The sequence below is a fragment of the Bacillus infantis genome (assembly GCF_008180445.1).
GTDB classification, from domain to species: Bacteria; Bacillota; Bacilli; order Bacillales; family Cytobacillaceae; genus Bacillus_AB; species Bacillus_AB infantis_B.
Genome location: NZ_VTER01000001.1, coordinates 172,045 through 188,292 on the forward strand (window position 1 = coordinate 172,045; position 16,248 = coordinate 188,292).

Genomic DNA, 16,248 nt, shown 5'->3' on the forward strand with positions numbered 1-16,248 from the left:
ATGAAAAATAATGAGTTCAAATAGTGCACCTCCAAAATGGGTTCATTTCTTATATACGGTCTATCACGGACAAAAGTTTCCCTATTCTGTCAGCTATGACGGAAAAATGAAAAAGGCTGCCCTTTTAAAGGACAGCCTTTCCTGCTACTCAGCCTTGCTTGAATTTTCATCATCTATTTGATCTTCAACTATTTTTTCTGTGTCTGTTTCTTCTTCCTCTAACTTTTCTTCATCTGCTTTTTTAATTACAGTATCTTCATTCTTGTATTGATATTTCGAGCGGTCCACCGGTTCAAAGCCTTCCGGTGTATAGAATCGGAGCAGGTCACCGTTAACAACTTTATCTGACAGTTTAAGCTTCTGCTCTACATTCAGCTTGTATTTTTCCGCTTCTTCAAGCCTGTTTTCATCCAGCAGTTCACCTGTCTTGGAATCGTAGAACTTACCGCCTGTCGAAGTGATCTCAGGGCTTGCAAAATCTCCATTACGGAAAGGAACGATTTCATCATGTTCCTCTGACAGAAGGTCTGTTCCAAACTGGATATTGTCTTTATTTTCTATTCCAAGCAAGTGCAGAACGGTCGGCAGCAGGTCGATCTGGCCGCCATATTCATGATTGACTCCGCCTTCCATGCCAGGCACACGGATGAACAGTGGCACACGCTGCAATCCTTGGCTGACAAAGTCATCGACTTCCTGTCCAAGCACCTCTTCCATTGCCTTATTATGGTTTTCGGAAATTCCATAGTGGTCTCCGTACATAATAATAATGGAATTATCATATAGGCCTGCTTCCTTCAGATCCTCGAAAAACTGCTTCAGCGCCTCATCTGCGTATCGGGCGGTCTGGAAATAATTGTCGACTGATTTATCCCCGGTTGTATGAGGGGCAATCGTAGCTTCAGCCTGATCCATTTTATAAGGATAATGATGTGTTACTGTAATGAACTTTGTATAGAAAGGCTGCTTCAATGATTGTAAGTGGTCCATCGACTGCTCAAAGAACGGTTTATCCATCAGGCCGTATTCTGCCTGAGGGGCAGTCATATCATAATAGCTTGAATCAAAGAATTGATCGAAGCCAAAGGATTTGTATATTTCATCCCTGTTCCAGAAGCTTCCGGAGTTCCCGTGGAAAACAGCGGATGTATAGCCATGCTGGCCAAGAATGGCAGGTGCAGCCTGATACGTGTTCGTTCCCTTTGTTGTAAAAGCGGAGCCCTGAGGCAGTCCGTAAAGGGAATTTTCAAGCATGAACTCAGCATCAGCAGTCTTCCCCTGTGCTGTCTGATGGTAAAAATTATCGAAGTACATCGTATTTTGATCACTTGTGAGTGAATTCAGGAATGGCGTTACTTCTTCGCCATGCAGCTTATAATCAATCAGGAAATTCTGGATAGACTCAAGGTGAAGGTAAATGACATTCATTCCTTCACCGGCCCCGAAATATTTTTCATTGGGTTTGGCATGATTTGATTTTGTGAAGTTGATGACTTCTGTCACATCATTGCTGTCCGCAAAAGCCCTCTGTGCAGTTGATTTGGTACTTTGAACAGCATCATAGATTGTATAATTGTACATTCCAAGATATTTGACAATATAGTTGCGGTCAAATCCGCGCGTCAGCAGCTGCGGGCGATCTGACTCAGCCAGTCCAAGATTGAAGCTGGAAATAGCCAATGACAGGAACATTAATGCCGCTGCTTTCCTGCGCGGCACAGCAGCCATATCCATTTTCACAAAACGGCTTGCCAGCAATACAGCCAGGAGCAGCAGATCAGCAAAATATAGGATATCATGCGGCTTCAGCAGGGATGTCACACTTCCGCTCACATCGCCGAAGTTTTGCGTCTGAGTCAATGTCGGCAGTGTCAGGAAGTCATTGAAAAACCTGTAAAACAGCACATTGGCATACAGGAGGAATGACATGAGCAAGTCGATCCCAATCAAAGCAAAGTATTTCTTCCGTCCTTTAAAGAAAAAGGCGATTCCGAGGAACAGCATCGCTGATCCAAGCGGATTCAGCACAAGCAGGAACTGCTGCAGGACGCTGTCAATTCCAAGGCTGAACTCATGGGCCTGCACTGTGTAAGTCTTAATCCACAGCATCAGGACGGCCAATGCATAAAAGCCTGCAAATTTAGTTAGTATATTCGCATTCATATAGTTTGTTTTCTTCAAGTATAAAACCCTCTTTCTATTGCAAAATCGAAATCTTGCACAGGGGAAGCCATTTCCCGTTTCACATCTTTGGCCCTTACATTGCAAATGAAGCACAACATAATGTGTAAGTGTATCATGTTTCTGTGCAAAAATGAACTGGAAACCGATTCAAACCAGCTTGTTCACAAAAAGCTCACATATATTATACGTATAAACAGACCAAAAAGTTTCAGCGTGCTATGGACAGAAAATATCACAGACTCAAATATATATACCCAGGATTAGAAAGATATTCCTGGTTTTTTTGATTAAAAAGAAATAGTCTGCTATAATTTAGGAGAAAAATTTGTTATCCATTATATGGTATTAGCGTTGCCAGGGCGTAACGCGGAAATTATGCATTTTCTCCTGGCTGCGACAAATCTTGTTTTCCTTTGTCGAGATCAGGAGGTCACAAATGGAGGTAACTTTATGACTGGGCATATAGGGGAACTTTGGCAGAAATATTGCATAGAGGAAAATTTTATCGGAATCGGATCTACAAGAAAGGTTTACAGGCATAAGGACTATGCCATCAAAGTGCATCTTCATCCAATAGGATACAAGCAATCTTTAATGGAGAATGAAATTTTTCAATTTATGAAAACACAAGGATTGGCCAGCCTGTTTGCTGAAACCTTTTATGCTGATCCTTCTGTTGCCGTGCAAAAATACTATGAGCCCCTGCCGTTCATCAATCTTCAATCTTTTGAGATTGATAGAGATAGATACAAGGCATCCATTCAAGCCGGCTATGAAAAAGCTTTGCGGATTCTTGATGCTGAATTCGACTCTTTTGATCTTAAAGACAGCAGCAATTATGGTTTTAATGAAGAGAAGCAGCTCGTTTTCATTGATTACGGCATGACAAGGACCCTGTATGAAGATGAGTGGGTCCCTTTGGCTGAATGCGGTGTCCTGCCGCAAATATATTTTGAACGGTGCATCTCATGCGGGATAGAAAAAGAGCTCCGCATGTACGGAGAAGATGATGAAGACAAAAGGTGCCTGCAATGCGGCAAAGAATGAAGCAATGAGGCACCAGAGACTATTAACCTCTCAAATAAATCGCGGGGCAACGACATGTATGACGATATCAGCAAAGATATGGGCGATCATTGCATATTCCAGCCCCGCATAAACGAATATCGCTCCGAACACGATACCGCCTATTCCATTTATAAGGAGCATTCCAAGAACAAGACCAAGAGTCATGTCGAAAGCCGAAGCTGCAACACCGTAATGCAGGGCGCCAAATAAGAGAGCTGCACTAAATATGCTGATCCAGATGGCAGTTTTCCCAGGCTTCTTTTTCTTGATTTTCACTGTTAACCAGAGAAGCAGAGTGACAAAGAACAATCGGAACATGGTTTCTTCTGTTATACCCGCTCCGAAAGAGCCTAAAAGACCCAGTTTCCAATCAGGCTCATTTATGCTGGAATTATCTATACCGAGCGGCTTCGAAATAAAGTAGCTTGTGATACAAATCACAATCCCTGTCAGAACTCCATAAAAGACAGCCTTTCCTGCATCTTTTCCATGCTTCCTCCAATTTCCTGTACGCATAATGAAAGATTCCAAAATGGGAAGTTTAACAGCTGCCGTTCTCGCCATGAGCAGAGCGAGCAGGATTAGAATGCCAGCTTCGATTACGATCTGGCCTGCAAAAATAAGTGTAAAAGCTGCTTCAGACACCCCCATTTCCTTATGGAATCCTTCTCTGGCCATTGCATAAGGAGCTAATGCCAGTGCCCCTGCCAGGTTGATGGCTAGAAGCAGGAAATACATCCTCCAGTTAACAAGCGGCTCTTTTATTGATAGGACCTGAATCTCCCTCTCCTCTTCTGAACACTCCTCCATTTTCATCTTCAGCAGTTCAGCAAGTTCGTCTGATTGCTCGATATATATGAAGGCTTTCTTCACTTCTTTCTTTAATCCAAAATAACCTCTTGCCGTAACAGGATGCTTAAAGATTATTTCATGCCTCAGCTCGTCACCCATTCCGAATATCCTGGTCAGCACTCTCGGAAAAGCGGTTGCATGAAAGACACCCTTTTCGTAAATGATCCCCCCGCTTTTGTTATACTGAAGGGTTGCTTTCTGTATGCTGTCAATCTCGCTGATATGGAAGGATAATTCCCTTCTCGCCCCGATTTTCATTTCAACCCTGTTATTGCTGACGGTGATTGGTGTATTGCGGAGCCAGTTATAATCGCCGATCATATAAATGATGCTGTAAATATGGACCGCTGAAATAGTGTAAGCAAGGGCTGGCTCCTCATTTCTCAGATAGATATGAAAAACAATCATCTCAAGAATCTGTTCATGTAAAAGAGCGAGGAAGAGCCAAAAATAATTGGAGCCTTTCAATAATGGAAAAACAGCTGCCTGATTTGCAGGCCTCCTCTTTCCCCATTGGAAAATGCTGTAATACAGAATCTTCCCTTCTTTTAACACCATCGCTCCAAATGGGTTATGATCGATTCTTCCCTGTTTATATTTGATAAAAACAAATATCAGAAAAGCCTCGAGCAGTACAGCCAGTATGGAAAGTGAAATCAGCATCTGTTTATCCATGTAAGCTCCCCCTTTATCGGTGTCTTCTCAGCTCCAGCCAAAAAATCAAGTATTGCACAATGCCCATCCCGGCAATAAGCATGACCGGGAAGTAAGGAATATGATTCAAGAAAGCTGTCAGTGCAATGGCAACTGGGATGAATGAGGCAAAAAAGATATACACCTTCCTGGTCGCCTTATAGGTGATCCACTGCTGCCCTTCGTCCTCTTCCCTCAGCTCCATCGGGATGATCTGCGGTTTCACCTTGCTGCCAGGGTTCAGCTTATTGTAGACAGGTATGGAAGCAACAAGGATGAGTATTGGAATGCCGAGGTACAGCGGATCAATATTCATCCATCCAGGAACACTTTCAGTATAATAATTGCCGATCATTATGATCCCAAGGCCCAGGATCAGCAGGCAATTAAAGAGTGGAGATTGAAAAATAGCTTTTAGCATGGTCATTCTTCCCCTTCTAAATGAAATATCTGTTCGACCGGGACTCCAAATACAGAAGATATCTTTAAGGCGAGTGTGATGGACGGGGCATAATCGCCCTTTTCAATCAGCCCGATCGTCTGCCGAGAAACACCGATCTTATCTGCAAGATCCTGCTGTGTGAAACGGAATCTCGCCCTCATTTCCCGAACGGAATTTTTTAACATGGTAATTTTCCCCTCCCTATGTCAATTTAAGAGTAAAGGATTATTGTCATAATGTAAACGATAGTTGTCATTTATCCATAATTTTGTAACAATTAGAATAATAAATTTGGTTTTTGGAAGGAAAGAGATAGGGAGGATAGCAATAACAATCGAGTACCTAGAAGGTTATTGGGCGGGCTTTTCATAAACAAAGTGGGGAATTCAGTCTGGGCGTCACCGCTGCTTACATTACGACGCATGCATTGATTGGCCTCTATTCGATGCATGAGSRTCTTCTTTTTTTCCAACTCATGCATGATTGGCCTCTATTCGATGCATRAGGGTCTTCTTTTTTTCCAACTCATGCATTGATTGGCCTCTATTCGATGCATGAGGATCTTCTTTTTTTCCAACTCATGCATGATTRGCCTCTATTCGATGCATRAGSGTCTTCTTTTTTCTCACCTCAAGTACTGTTTAGCCGCTATTCGTACATATCATCGGTTCTTCTCAACTCTAGCTTTGTTTACACTCATTCGTTAGCTGAAAGAACATATCAAATAAGCCCATCCTCAGCGAATGGGCTTACCTCTGCTTGCTGTTGTAAAAAGCCGGTGCACCGTCCACTCTTTCAAGCCATACCTTTGCTTTGCCGGCTGCTCCCTTTTTGATCCAGACATCTCCCTGCAGTCTCCCGCTTTCTTTTCGCACCCATGTTAAATAGCTCCCTGTTACTTGAGGCTTGATATCCATGCGGTCAGGTTTAGGAAATGTGATTTGCTTTTGGATGCCTGATTTGATATTGATGTTGTATAGCTTTGAATACAGCTCCGGTACCGGCCCTTCCTTCCAGTCTTTATTTTCCTTTGCCCGGGCCGAGATCACCTCGTCTGCTGTCAGCCAGGCGAGGTCAATATCTACATAGCCTTCTGGGGTATAATCCTTTTGGCCGGCTGAAATTGGAATATCTGCTACCGACGTCCTTTTATCTTGTACAAAAAACCTTCCTTCCCCTGAGATATATGCGATTTTGTTTTCTTCCGGGGACCATTTGAACCAATCAGGCTGGTTCAGCATCTTGCCGATAGTCTGAAACCGGGTACCTCCTGCAGACAATACCAGGAGTGTGTTGCTGTCGGCCGACCATGATGCGGTCGGGACTCCCAGAAAGCTGATCCACTTGTGATCTGTGCTCCATTTGAAATGATTTGCATCAATCGCAAACAATTTGTCAGGGTCTGTTTTAATCGTATAAAACGGCTTGATTTTTTCAGGGTTCAGTGCGGCATCCTTCTTTATCTTGAACAGCCTTACCGGCCCCCATCCTGTAGGCAGCAGTTCCGCTTGTGATGAGGCAATGAATCCCTTGCCGTCCGGCGTCCATGTAAAATCACTTACACCCAAAGAGACATTTTCAAAGCCCTTTGGTATCCCGTTATTTGTTTTCGTGGTATTAAGAACTCCCCTGGAAGTGTAAGCAATCGTATTGGCATCCGGAGACCATTCGAAGTGATAGGTTTCGATTGTTTTATAGGGCTGATAGCTGCGGTTCTTCTGTAAATCATATATATACAGATAACGCTGTTCACCCTCTGCAGACAGATAAGCAATGAACCTTCCATCATAAGACCATTTCGGATCTGAAGCCTGTCCCCCTTCAGTCAAACGTGTTTCTTTTTTTCCCTCAGCAAGCCACAAATTACCGTCCCGAATAAAAACTGCCTTTATATTTCCTTCAGCCTGGCTGGAAAGGGGCATGCTTGCAAATATAGTCAGAAAGCATAAAAAAATCCTTAATCTCATGGAAAATCCCTCCTGCCGTTAGGATGTCCCGATCAAGGATGATGATTCCAATATTCAACACAAATCCTGCTTGCAGACAAGAGCATGCTCTGCATAAAACTTGAGGAGGACGAGTGCCTCTCCCCAGCCGGCTGCACAATTTACGCATGCCTGAAGGTCTTTGCGGGAGGAGGAATATCCCGTCTCGTGCACACTGACAATCGTTCCTTCCTCAGCAGGCTCCAGTGTAAACGACACCGTGGTCGGACTCTCACCGGGGGCCCATTGAAAGATGAATCGGCTGTCCGGCTCTGCATGAAGAATCCTCCCCCCATCCTCAAGCACCAGTTTTTCTGGACCATAATTATTCCATTTCAGGCGGATATCACCTGTGCCATCCGAGTTCAGATTAAGTTCAGTCCCATCGGTAAACCAGCTGTTCCAGCCTTCAGCAGTCGTCAAAACCCGATAAATATCATGTCTGTCTTTTCTGATCAATATTCTATGATTGATCTCCGGCATTTTACTATTCCCCCAATCCATTAAGGCATAGAGCTTGAAATGAGCTCAATGACCAATGCCATAACAGCCAGCAGAATGGTCATAATCGTACTGCTGAATAATATGTTTTTGCTTATCATTATATATTTTTCAGGCTCCCTGAGCTGGTGGTAAATGAGTGATACCAGGAGGCCCAGAACGATAGCTGCCCCCCATAGCATTAAACCGGACACAGTCGTCAGCCTTTCCCAGTCTGCCATCCATAAAAATAGTATATAAAGCTGTGATCCCAGGATAAATAAACCTGCGCTCGCTCCTAGTTTTCTTCTCATAATAAAACCTTTCCTCTCAAATCTGACTGTTCATGCTGCGCTGAAAAGGGATATGGCACAATACTTTCCCTATGCTTGATGTCCCCTTCGCTTCTTTTTAAAAGATGATCTTATGTATTCCTTGTTCTGTTTCAGACAGCTCGATTACAAACACTTCTGCTGCTTTTTCATTGCCTTCTTGCTTTTATAATAGATTTGACGAAAAAAAGAACAGTAAGTTTCAATTTTCATCAAAGAAAAAAGGACCTGTTATAGGCCCTTATTTCCAGACTGTATCCAACTTATCTGCATAAAAGAAAATCGCCTTCCTATACTGCTGAATGCCTTCGTCTGAAGATGTTTCCGCCAGGCTTTCCAGCAGGATGCCCATTGCTTCTCCATGGTTTCCTAAATTGTATAACACCATAGAATAAAAAACGATCATTGCACGGTTATCAGGGAATCTTTCCATCCCCTTCTCCAGCGTACATCTTGCCTTCTGATATTCTCCTAATGTGCGGTAAGTGCTCCCCAATCCGAGCAGTGCCCCCTCCAGCTCTTTATCTGGAAGCCCAAGGCTGATGGCTCTTTCATAATAGGGAGCAGCCTCCGCTTCCTCCCCCAGCAAATCAAAGCTCCAGGCAGTTTGATAGCTGATCAGCGCATCACCGGGATTTCTGTCAGCAAGCTTCTTGAGGATAAGATTTGACTTCTTGAGCTCTCCCGATCCCCTAAGGTACATTGCAAATTCAAGTTCTTCCATAGATTTATCCTCCGCCTGACACAAGATAATATACCAATACTGCTATCATATTCGGGAGGCCGAACAGCAGGACACCGCCCCCTATTTTTTGCCGCTTCTTTCTATCATTCTTGCTTTCTGTGTGTAAATTTGCCCTGTTTTGTTCCCCGCTGATGAAAACACCAAACAATAACTCGCTAATTAAAATGGAAGCTATAGATACAGTCCCGCTCAGCATCCATGAAAGATTCCAGTTTTCCGCCGCATAAGAACCAGCCGCCGCAAGACCTGCCAGTACTATTCCTGACAATAATGCTTTTCTCATCAAAACATCCCCTTTTCTTCATTATTTATGAAGGGAAAGAGCCGTTAATCTTGTATTCTTCTTTTTTAAATGAACTTTATCCTTCCTCTTTTGAAAAAAAAGGGCCGCGACATTTTAGTGCGGCATCTTACGATTTTAGAAAACAGGCAAAGGGTCATCAAAAGTCTTCCAGTCCGCCTCAGCTTCCTCTTCACTAATCAGACAAACATCAAGCGAATCCTCAATGGCACGGCGATCCATTTTTATGCCGATCATGACCAGCTCTGTCTGCCGGTCCCCTGTTATTTCATCCCAGCTTTCCTTAAGTCCGGGATCTTCTGACAGAATTTGTTCCCGTTCGGCCTCGGGAAGCGATGCGATCCATGCACCCGCCCCTTGCAGGATAAGCGAAGGTCCAGCCTGAGAAAGAAGGCCGGCAGTATCTTCCCTGCCTGCAACCCAAATGAAGCCTTTTGATCTGACCACCTCGACAGGCCATTGTTCAAGCCATTGCATAAACCGGTCAGGATGAAACGGCCTTCTTCTTCTATAGACAAAAGAAGAAATTCCGTATTCCTCGCTTTCCGGTATATGCTCTTGATTAAGCTCTTTTATCCATCCTGCATTTTGTCCAGCTTGTTCCAAGTCAAAAAGCTTTGTATTCAGCACTCGGTCCAGCGGCACTGCCCCCTGTATTGTTTCAATAATATCTGCTCCCGGGTTGAGCTTGCGGAGGACGGCTGTAAGCTCTTCAGCAGCCTTCCTTTCTGTTAAGTCAATTTTGTTCAGTAATATCACATTGGCAAATTCAATCTGATCGATCAGCAGGTCCGCCACTTCGCGCTCATCTGAATCCCCTGCCGCCTCCTGCCTGTCCAGAAGGCTTTCTCCTGAAGAAAAGTCCTGCCAAAAACGGTAAGCATCCACAACTGTCACCATAGTATCCAGCCTGCAGATGGAGGACAGATTAATTCCTAAATCTTCGTCAGCATATGAAAAGGTCTGAGCAACAGGAACCGGTTCGCTGATCCCTGTTGATTCAATCACGATATAATCAATACCGCCTTGGGCCGCAAGCTTCTCAACCTCTATCATTAAATCCTCGCGCAGCGTGCAGCATATACAGCCATTCTGCATTTCAACCAGCTTTTCATCTGTCCTTGAGAAGCCGCCCTGCTTCACCATTGCTGCATCAATATTGACCTCGCTCATATCATTGACAATTACAGCCACCTTCAAGCCCTTGCGATTTGCCAGAATGTGATTGAGCAAAGTTGTTTTTCCTGAGCCAAGATAGCCGCTCAAAACAGTAACAGGTATTTTCTTTGTAGTCATAAAAATTTCTCTCCTTAAACGTATTTATTACGATTTAAACATGATCATAAGCTGCTTGTAATTCTTTCTGCTGCCTGGCGTGCCCCTGAGATATTTCGGGCAATCGGCCCTATCTCCAGCTCGGCCAGTGCTCCTGTAACATAAAGTCCACGAGACCATTGGAGCGAATGGCCAACGATCGGATAACCGCACTTTGCACAAGGCAGGCTATGATTTTCAATAAAAGGGGCAAGCCATTCTCTTCCCGGAAGGCCGGGCTGAAAGCCTGTAGCCAAAACAACAGTCCCAGTCTGATGGATGAGCTCCCCTTCTTCATTGAACATAGAAATGCCCTCTCCGCTCCACCCTGCCCGCTCAACATGGCCATCAATAAGGTGAAGCTTATCCTCTCTAGCCAGCTGCTTGATTTTTGCCAGAAGATCAAATGGAAGGGATCCCTTATTCCTTGCTTTTATAATCTGCCGGCGCTTTTCCTTCCAGGATTCAAGCTTGCGGAAGCCATATTGTTTTTTGGGTCCGAGCCACCCTGGATCACTGTCAAAATCATGCACCCGGAAAGGGTGACGCTTAAGCAATGCTGCCTGGCCGGGATATTGTGTGCTTAAGCTTATGGCCAAATGTACCGCTGATATCCCCCCGCCAAGGACCGTTATAGGAACCTGGAGATGTTCAAGGGCCGGCATGCCTTTTTCGAAAATATGATAAATGGAAGGACAGCCCTCTTCTCTTAGACTGATGGCCCATTCAGGAAGTAAGGGCTGTTCTCCAATCCCGATTGCAATGGCTAGATTTTTCGTCTCTAATGTTCGTCCATCCTGAAGGGCAACACGCCAGCCTCCCTCTGTCCCCATTGCTTCTTTCACCCTGCCCTGCACCCAAGAATCCTTCATATCTGTATCCTGGATAACATGCTGGCAATGCTCATTGAATAATTTCAATGAAGGCCTCTTATACCTGCCGTAATATGCTCCCTTTTGTTTTGTATCACCGGCAAATTTCTGCAGGCTGAAAGGCCCATCATCAATATGATGCACTGAAGGCGATCTCAGGTAAGGCATTGAAATGGCAGAGGTGCAGTGGTTCCAATTGAATAGCGGTTCATGATGCGGATCAATAATTGACAGCCCTTCTAACGATACTTCTTTCTTTCTCAGCAAGAAAGCAGCAAGAGTAACACCCTGAATCCCCCCGCCGACAATGACCCATTCTTTCATTTTTTGAATCCTCCTTGAAAAAAGCGCTTGGCTGATGTGATTTATGTAAAATTCTTTCTCAGCTTTTTGTGTTTATAAGCAACTTTTCAGTTTTATTGGCAGCTTCAGCGCCAAATAAAACGTAACAGTTACGATTTATTAATTAAACCACAACTTATAAACCTATGCAATCCCCACTCCTGATAAGGTTCACCAAAATTCTTTGTGCCTGCATCTGCTCTGGTTCTATTCACTAATCAGGATCATTCCGGGACGATCGGCGCATTTCTTCTCCTGTATAAACAGGTATTCCCGCCTCCTTAACTGCTATAAATTGGACAGGTATATTCCCATGGACAAACACATATAGTTAGCTTAGAATGTAAAGCGTAATAATTACGTTTACTTCAAATTCCGATACCCGCGGGTGCTGTTATTTAGGAGGTTTATATGAATCGAATAATGAAAAGCAATATGGGCGATCTGACAGGTCTGATTATCGCTGTTACAGCAGGCCTGTTTATCTTTTTGATTGTCAGTTTTCAAGAAGCAGTGGAGCTTCCCTCATCATTGCTCAATTTGAATACGATTTTTATCAGTATTTTGATAGAGGCGCTTCCATTTGTATTGATCGGCGTTCTTATAGCCGGGTTTATACAGATTTTTGTGACTGAGGACCATATTAAAAAATGGATACCTAAGAACAAATATATGGCGATATTGATGAGCTGTACGGCGGGAGCCCTTTTTCCAGCATGTGAATGCGGTATAGTCCCGATTATTCGAAGGTTCGTAGGCAAAGGGGTGCCGATTTATGCGGGAATCGGCTTTATGCTTACTGGACCGCTTATTAACCCGATCGTTATTGCTTCTACATATATGGCATTTGGCAATGATGCGACGATGGCCGGTCTTAGGATGGGGCTGGGTTTTGTCATTGCACTGGCATCCGCTTTTGCTGTCAGCCTCTTCTTCAAAGGCAATCAATTTAAAAAAGGCCTTCATACAGTGTCCGCTCAATCAATGAGCAAAGCCCCCTTCATGGACAGGCTTTGGTCGATGCTGACACATTCTATTGATGAGTTTTTTGATATGGCAAAATATTTAATACTGGGGGCTTTCCTGGCTTCATTCGTACAGGTATACTTGCCTGCAAGGACACTGCTCGAGGCAGGGAGCGGCCCTGTCACATCACTGCTGGTGATGATGGGCCTTGCTTATATTCTATCATTATGCTCGGAGGCCGATGCATTCATCGGGGCGTCATTCGGCAGCATCTTCCCTTCTGCCTCTGTTTTGGGCTTCCTGATTTTCGGTCCTATGATTGATTTGAAAAATACGCTGATGATGCTGAGCGTCTTCCGGAAAAGATTCGTCTTATCCGTCCTGCTGATTGTCGCAGCAGCAGTTTTCATCATTTTGCTCGTTGTACAGGGCTTATGGTAAGGGAGGGAGAATAAATGGTCATACACTATCAGCAGGGCTTGAGGGCATTGATACTGCTTATCTTTTCAGCTTTGATTTTCAAGCTGCATTATACAGGAGAAATCAGCAAATATATCAATCCCAAATATGAGAGCCTCAGCCAAATTGCATCTGTTATTTTTCTGGTCCTGTTTTTTATTCAAATTACAAGAATATGGGGACAAAAGGAAAAAATGCATCATCACCATGACGAAATGGGATGCTGCCATCATGATGGCGGAGACCATGATTGCGGCCATCATCATGATCATGGCACCTCTCCTTTTACAGTAAAAAAGCTGCTATCCTATACGATCATCATCTTCCCCTTGATTACGGGCTTCCTCCTCCCGCCCAAGGTGCTCGACGCGTCGATCGCGGATAAAAAAGGGGGAATGGCCATTTTGTCGCATGGAAAGCAGAAGGCTGACCAGAATAAAGCGGCAACAGAGGAGAATCAGACTGACCAGAGTGAAGCAGCAGCAGAGGACCTGACTGAGGCTAAACAGGGTGACACTATAGACGAAAATGAACCTGATCCAAATCTGGAAAATCAGCCTGTTATGACAAATGACGAATACACCGCATACAAAAAAAGACTGGCAAAAAGCAATAGCATTCTTTTGAACGACGATGTATATGCCGCCTATTATGAAAGCATGCATGAAGATCTGGACAGCTATCAGGGGAAGGAAATAGAGCTGAAGGGATTTGTCTATAAGGAAGAAGGCTTTAACGAGGACCAGCTTGTCATCTCCCGTTTCCTTGTTTCCCATTGTGTGGCAGATGCAAGCATCGTCGGCTTTTTATCACAATTTCAAGAAGCTTCAGGGCTGGAAGCTGACAGCTGGGTGAAAGCAAAAGGTACAATAGAGATGGCTGAATATAATGGAACAATGCTGCCGCTCCTTAAGGTGACAGAATGGGAATTGATCAGTGAGCCTGATCAGCCATATATTTATCCGATAACAATCAAGGTCTTATAAAGAGGGGCGGACACTTAGATCCGCCCTTTTTCATATTTGTCTGTCCAAGAGTCTTTTTAACAGCTTAATCTGTCCTCTATGGCTGATTTCATCCTCTATCACGTGAAACCACATCCAATAATGATTGTATGCCAGCCCATTTTCCCAGTGATGATCCTTAAGGAGCCAGTCTTCATCCGCGTTCTTCAGTTTTTCCAATGTGTTTCTCCGGACTGCAGCGAGTTCAGCCATATAAAATGCCAGATCCTTGCCTCTGTACTTTTCTCTGGCCAGGTTCCCCAGTTCCAGCGCAGTTCCCCATTTTGCTCTTTCATCCTCATTTAAGTCTCTTTGCTCAAATGTTATAATGGTGTGTACAAATTCGATTGCAGCCATATGCATCAGCAGGGCACCAATTGAATTAGAGGCCTCGTCAATCAAAAAATCGAGCCGGGATTGATCCAGCCCCCGAATTTCAGTAAGTGTTACAGACCTTGAATGTTCAAGCATACTAACCACATCAGCAACTCTTTTGCCGTATTCCGCGGCAGGCATTATCCGGTAATCAATCAAAAAAACTCCCCCTTCAGCAGCGGCTATTATCATCCTATCAGTCAAGCAGAAAAATTATAGACTGATTATTGAAGAATTTACATGGTATACTTAAATTGACCATATGCTCCACTAGAACAACACGGCAAGATCGTATACCTCTAGTGAATCTATCTTTTTTTCACCGCAATAATCGCCGCTGATCTAGGTGTTAGTAAAATTTCAGCACAAGCCATTAAAGGATGATGAAACCAGAATTCCCTCACTGTATCAGGTTTACCTTTCCATTCCTCAGGAAAATGCTCTTCAGGCGTGAAATCATCCATGAACAGCACCCCATTTTGATCCAGCATTTTTATCAGATCTTCCCCTTCTTTTTGTTTAGCTGCAGCAGCATCTGCGAAAATCAATTGGAAGGGTCCATGCCCCGCTGCCTCCTTCCAGTCGCCATGAAGAAAAGTTGCCTGTTTGTGTTGAATGCCGCCTCTCACCTTTTCTATCCTCTCAAACGAGCTATCTATCGATACCAATTCAGCTCCAGGTGATATGTCCGAAAGGATCCAGGCACTCCCCACACCTAGCCCTGTCCCGATTTCCAGAATTCTTCCTTGGCCCACCTGGGCAGCCAGGACAGACAGCAGCCTGCCAGCTTCATCTGTGCAGAAATGTTCAAACTCTTCATTGATCGCAGCCTCTTTTCTTTGCAGCACCAAATCACGTATCCCAGGAACTGTATATACATTTATCATGGATAAAATCCCCCCTTTTCAAATTACCTACTCCAACCAATATCACTGTTAGCATCAAAAAAGTGAATTTTTCCCATATAAATACAAATTAAATGTTATACTGGAAAAAAGAAAGGTTGTGGAAAGAATGTTTAACAGTGGAGATCTTATATTCCAGATTCTTATGTTTGCGATAATGGCTGGAATGGTTTTTGCTGTCTATTTCCTGGTCCGCTGGATGGTTATAGGAAAACCTGAATCCAAAATGGAGCAGAAACTGGACAGAATCATCGAGCTGCTTGAAGAGGACAAAAAAAGCTAGCCTCCCCTGCCGGCAGGCCCGGAAATATGGAGGAATCTATTTCGGGGACTTATATTCATTGCTTCCTGGCATGCTTTTAATATGCATCCACGCTGCAATAGCCTCAGCTCTGCTTTTCCCCTGGTTTTTTGGATCTGCATAATAATCACGGATAAACCGGTTATATTCGAATTGCCGGCCAATCTCGCGCTGATAGGAAGGATCCTTTTTCCGGCTTTCTTCCTCGCGCCACGCTGATACAGCATCCCTATAGGTCTTTCCGGAATTATGCTTAAAATAATCTTGTATGTAAGTAGAAAAATGAAATTGTGAACCTATGGCACTCTTGAAAAAAGCACGGACTTCCTGTGAGCAAGTATGATTTTCAGAAATGACAGTATCAAGGCTTAATGGGGCTTTGGCTGCACGGGGCTTTGGCCTTCTTTTTATCATTGGGCCTTTCTTCTCCCCTGTAGTCAGATAGATCTCAATCCTTTTCGACAGCTCCGCTTTTCCGCCTGACGTACTCATCCCTTCTTCCCTGCAGAAAGCCTGAAGCTCTGTTTTCAGCCAATAATATTCACTGAATTCTTTATAGCTTATTTTACTGGAAAGTTCCGGCCTCATATATACCCTCCGCTATTTTTAATTACAACACCATTATAGA

General features: G+C 43.9%; 18 protein-coding genes. 4 read left to right on the forward strand and 14 right to left on the reverse strand.

Going from position 1 to position 16,248, the window contains the following annotated elements; all coding sequences use genetic code 11:
- Positions 1-144: 144 nt before the first annotated feature.
- A complete protein-coding gene (gene ltaS / locus FZD51_RS00985) occupies positions 145-2,163 on the reverse strand; it encodes a lipoteichoic acid synthase (protein ID WP_148973289.1) in 2,019 nt (672 codons plus the stop codon).
- Between the two features lie 471 nt (positions 2,164-2,634).
- Between ltaS and FZD51_RS00990 the strand changes: the two genes are divergently transcribed.
- The gene (locus FZD51_RS00990; protein ID WP_148973036.1) at positions 2,635-3,231 is read left to right on the forward strand and encodes a protein kinase; all 597 of its coding nucleotides are present in this window, start codon (positions 2,635-2,637) and stop codon (positions 3,229-3,231) included.
- A gap of 30 nt (positions 3,232-3,261) precedes the next feature.
- On the opposite strand, the gene FZD51_RS00995 is transcribed toward FZD51_RS00990, so the two are convergent.
- The 10 genes from FZD51_RS00995 to FZD51_RS01040 all read right to left on the reverse strand — a co-directional run bounded on the left by FZD51_RS00995 (position 3,262) and on the right by FZD51_RS01040 (position 11,592).
- A complete protein-coding gene (locus tag FZD51_RS00995) occupies positions 3,262-4,779 on the reverse strand; it encodes a CPBP family intramembrane glutamic endopeptidase (RefSeq protein WP_148973037.1) in 1,518 nt (505 codons plus the stop codon).
- Positions 4,780-4,792: 13 nt separating this feature from the next.
- Positions 4,793-5,224, reverse strand: a complete 432-nt coding sequence (locus tag FZD51_RS01000; protein ID WP_187445576.1) for a hypothetical protein — start codon at positions 5,222-5,224, stop codon at positions 4,793-4,795.
- On the reverse strand, positions 5,221-5,424 hold the full coding sequence (locus FZD51_RS01005; RefSeq protein ID WP_101548104.1) for a helix-turn-helix transcriptional regulator: 204 nt from the start codon (positions 5,422-5,424) through the stop codon (positions 5,221-5,223). Before FZD51_RS01005 ends, FZD51_RS01000 begins: the two co-directional genes overlap by 4 nt.
- A 564-nt stretch (positions 5,425-5,988) precedes the next feature.
- Entirely contained in the window at positions 5,989-7,206 is a 1,218-nt protein-coding gene (locus FZD51_RS01010) for a TolB family protein (protein WP_148973039.1), read from the reverse strand.
- Between the two features lie 54 nt (positions 7,207-7,260).
- Positions 7,261-7,707 carry an SRPBCC family protein gene (locus tag FZD51_RS01015; RefSeq protein WP_187445577.1) on the reverse strand — a complete coding sequence of 149 codons (447 nt, stop codon included), beginning with the start codon at positions 7,705-7,707 and terminating at the stop codon, positions 7,261-7,263.
- Between the two features lie 20 nt (positions 7,708-7,727).
- Positions 7,728-8,018: a hypothetical protein gene (locus tag FZD51_RS01020; protein ID WP_148973041.1), complete on the reverse strand. Its 291-nt coding sequence runs from the start codon at positions 8,016-8,018 to the stop codon at positions 7,728-7,730.
- 259 nt (positions 8,019-8,277) lie between these two features.
- Positions 8,278-8,760, reverse strand: a complete 483-nt coding sequence (locus tag FZD51_RS01025; RefSeq protein ID WP_148973042.1) for a tetratricopeptide repeat protein — start codon at positions 8,758-8,760, stop codon at positions 8,278-8,280.
- Between the two features lie 4 nt (positions 8,761-8,764).
- Entirely contained in the window at positions 8,765-9,064 is a 300-nt protein-coding gene (locus FZD51_RS01030; RefSeq protein WP_148973043.1) for a DUF5316 domain-containing protein, read from the reverse strand.
- A 135-nt stretch (positions 9,065-9,199) separates the two neighbouring features.
- A complete protein-coding gene (locus tag FZD51_RS01035; RefSeq protein ID WP_148973044.1) occupies positions 9,200-10,378 on the reverse strand; it encodes a GTP-binding protein in 1,179 nt (392 codons plus the stop codon).
- A gap of 44 nt (positions 10,379-10,422) precedes the next feature.
- On the reverse strand, positions 10,423-11,592 hold the full coding sequence (locus FZD51_RS01040) for an FAD/NAD(P)-binding protein (protein ID WP_148973045.1): 1,170 nt from the start codon (positions 11,590-11,592) through the stop codon (positions 10,423-10,425).
- A gap of 429 nt (positions 11,593-12,021) precedes the next feature.
- On the opposite strand from FZD51_RS01040, the gene FZD51_RS01045 reads away from it, so the two are divergent.
- Positions 12,022-13,017 carry a permease gene (locus tag FZD51_RS01045; protein WP_148973046.1) on the forward strand — a complete coding sequence of 332 codons (996 nt, stop codon included), beginning with the start codon at positions 12,022-12,024 and terminating at the stop codon, positions 13,015-13,017.
- A gap of 14 nt (positions 13,018-13,031) precedes the next feature.
- Positions 13,032-14,021, forward strand: coding sequence for a TIGR03943 family putative permease subunit (locus tag FZD51_RS01050; RefSeq protein ID WP_148973047.1), 990 nt, complete (start codon positions 13,032-13,034; stop codon positions 14,019-14,021).
- 30 nt (positions 14,022-14,051) lie between these two features.
- Here the strand turns inward: FZD51_RS01050 and FZD51_RS01055 are convergent, their stop codons facing one another.
- Both FZD51_RS01055 and FZD51_RS01060 read right to left on the reverse strand, forming a co-directional pair.
- Positions 14,052-14,573, reverse strand: coding sequence for a DinB family protein (locus FZD51_RS01055; protein WP_148973048.1), 522 nt, complete (start codon positions 14,571-14,573; stop codon positions 14,052-14,054).
- 149 nt (positions 14,574-14,722) lie between these two features.
- Positions 14,723-15,301, reverse strand: a complete 579-nt coding sequence (locus FZD51_RS01060) for an O-methyltransferase (RefSeq protein WP_148973049.1) — start codon at positions 15,299-15,301, stop codon at positions 14,723-14,725.
- Between the two features lie 127 nt (positions 15,302-15,428).
- On the opposite strand from FZD51_RS01060, the gene FZD51_RS01065 reads away from it, so the two are divergent.
- On the forward strand, positions 15,429-15,602 hold the full coding sequence (locus FZD51_RS01065; RefSeq protein ID WP_148973050.1) for a DUF4083 domain-containing protein: 174 nt from the start codon (positions 15,429-15,431) through the stop codon (positions 15,600-15,602).
- Positions 15,603-15,638: 36 nt separating this feature from the next.
- On the opposite strand, the gene FZD51_RS01070 is transcribed toward FZD51_RS01065, so the two are convergent.
- Positions 15,639-16,208, reverse strand: a complete 570-nt coding sequence (locus tag FZD51_RS01070) for a DUF6434 domain-containing protein (protein ID WP_148973051.1) — start codon at positions 16,206-16,208, stop codon at positions 15,639-15,641.
- Positions 16,209-16,248 lie beyond the last annotated feature (40 nt).

What these genes read in the sequence shown, in the direction of transcription:
- ltaS (WP_148973289.1), bottom strand. Translation starts at nt 2,163, where the DNA reads ATGAATGCGAATATACTAACTAAATTTGCAGGCTTTTATGCATTGGCC.
- FZD51_RS00990 (WP_148973036.1), top strand. Translation starts at nt 2,635, where the DNA reads ATGACTGGGCATATAGGGGAACTTTGGCAGAAATATTGCATAGAGGAA.
- FZD51_RS00995 (WP_148973037.1), bottom strand. Translation starts at nt 4,779, where the DNA reads ATGGATAAACAGATGCTGATTTCACTTTCCATACTGGCTGTACTGCTC.
- FZD51_RS01000 (WP_187445576.1), bottom strand. Translation starts at nt 5,224, where the DNA reads ATGACCATGCTAAAAGCTATTTTTCAATCTCCACTCTTTAATTGCCTG.
- FZD51_RS01005 (WP_101548104.1), bottom strand. Translation starts at nt 5,424, where the DNA reads ATGTTAAAAAATTCCGTTCGGGAAATGAGGGCGAGATTCCGTTTCACA.
- FZD51_RS01010 (WP_148973039.1), bottom strand. Translation starts at nt 7,206, where the DNA reads ATGAGATTAAGGATTTTTTTATGCTTTCTGACTATATTTGCAAGCATG.
- FZD51_RS01015 (WP_187445577.1), bottom strand. Translation starts at nt 7,707, where the DNA reads ATGCCGGAGATCAATCATAGAATATTGATCAGAAAAGACAGACATGAT.
- FZD51_RS01020 (WP_148973041.1), bottom strand. Translation starts at nt 8,018, where the DNA reads ATGAGAAGAAAACTAGGAGCGAGCGCAGGTTTATTTATCCTGGGATCA.
- FZD51_RS01025 (WP_148973042.1), bottom strand. Translation starts at nt 8,760, where the DNA reads ATGGAAGAACTTGAATTTGCAATGTACCTTAGGGGATCGGGAGAGCTC.
- FZD51_RS01030 (WP_148973043.1), bottom strand. Translation starts at nt 9,064, where the DNA reads ATGAGAAAAGCATTATTGTCAGGAATAGTACTGGCAGGTCTTGCGGCG.
- FZD51_RS01035 (WP_148973044.1), bottom strand. Translation starts at nt 10,378, where the DNA reads ATGACTACAAAGAAAATACCTGTTACTGTTTTGAGCGGCTATCTTGGC.
- FZD51_RS01040 (WP_148973045.1), bottom strand. Translation starts at nt 11,592, where the DNA reads ATGAAAGAATGGGTCATTGTCGGCGGGGGGATTCAGGGTGTTACTCTT.
- FZD51_RS01045 (WP_148973046.1), top strand. Translation starts at nt 12,022, where the DNA reads ATGAATCGAATAATGAAAAGCAATATGGGCGATCTGACAGGTCTGATT.
- FZD51_RS01050 (WP_148973047.1), top strand. Translation starts at nt 13,032, where the DNA reads ATGGTCATACACTATCAGCAGGGCTTGAGGGCATTGATACTGCTTATC.
- FZD51_RS01060 (WP_148973049.1), bottom strand. Translation starts at nt 15,301, where the DNA reads ATGATAAATGTATATACAGTTCCTGGGATACGTGATTTGGTGCTGCAA.
- FZD51_RS01065 (WP_148973050.1), top strand. Translation starts at nt 15,429, where the DNA reads ATGTTTAACAGTGGAGATCTTATATTCCAGATTCTTATGTTTGCGATA.
- FZD51_RS01070 (WP_148973051.1), bottom strand. Translation starts at nt 16,208, where the DNA reads ATGAGGCCGGAACTTTCCAGTAAAATAAGCTATAAAGAATTCAGTGAA.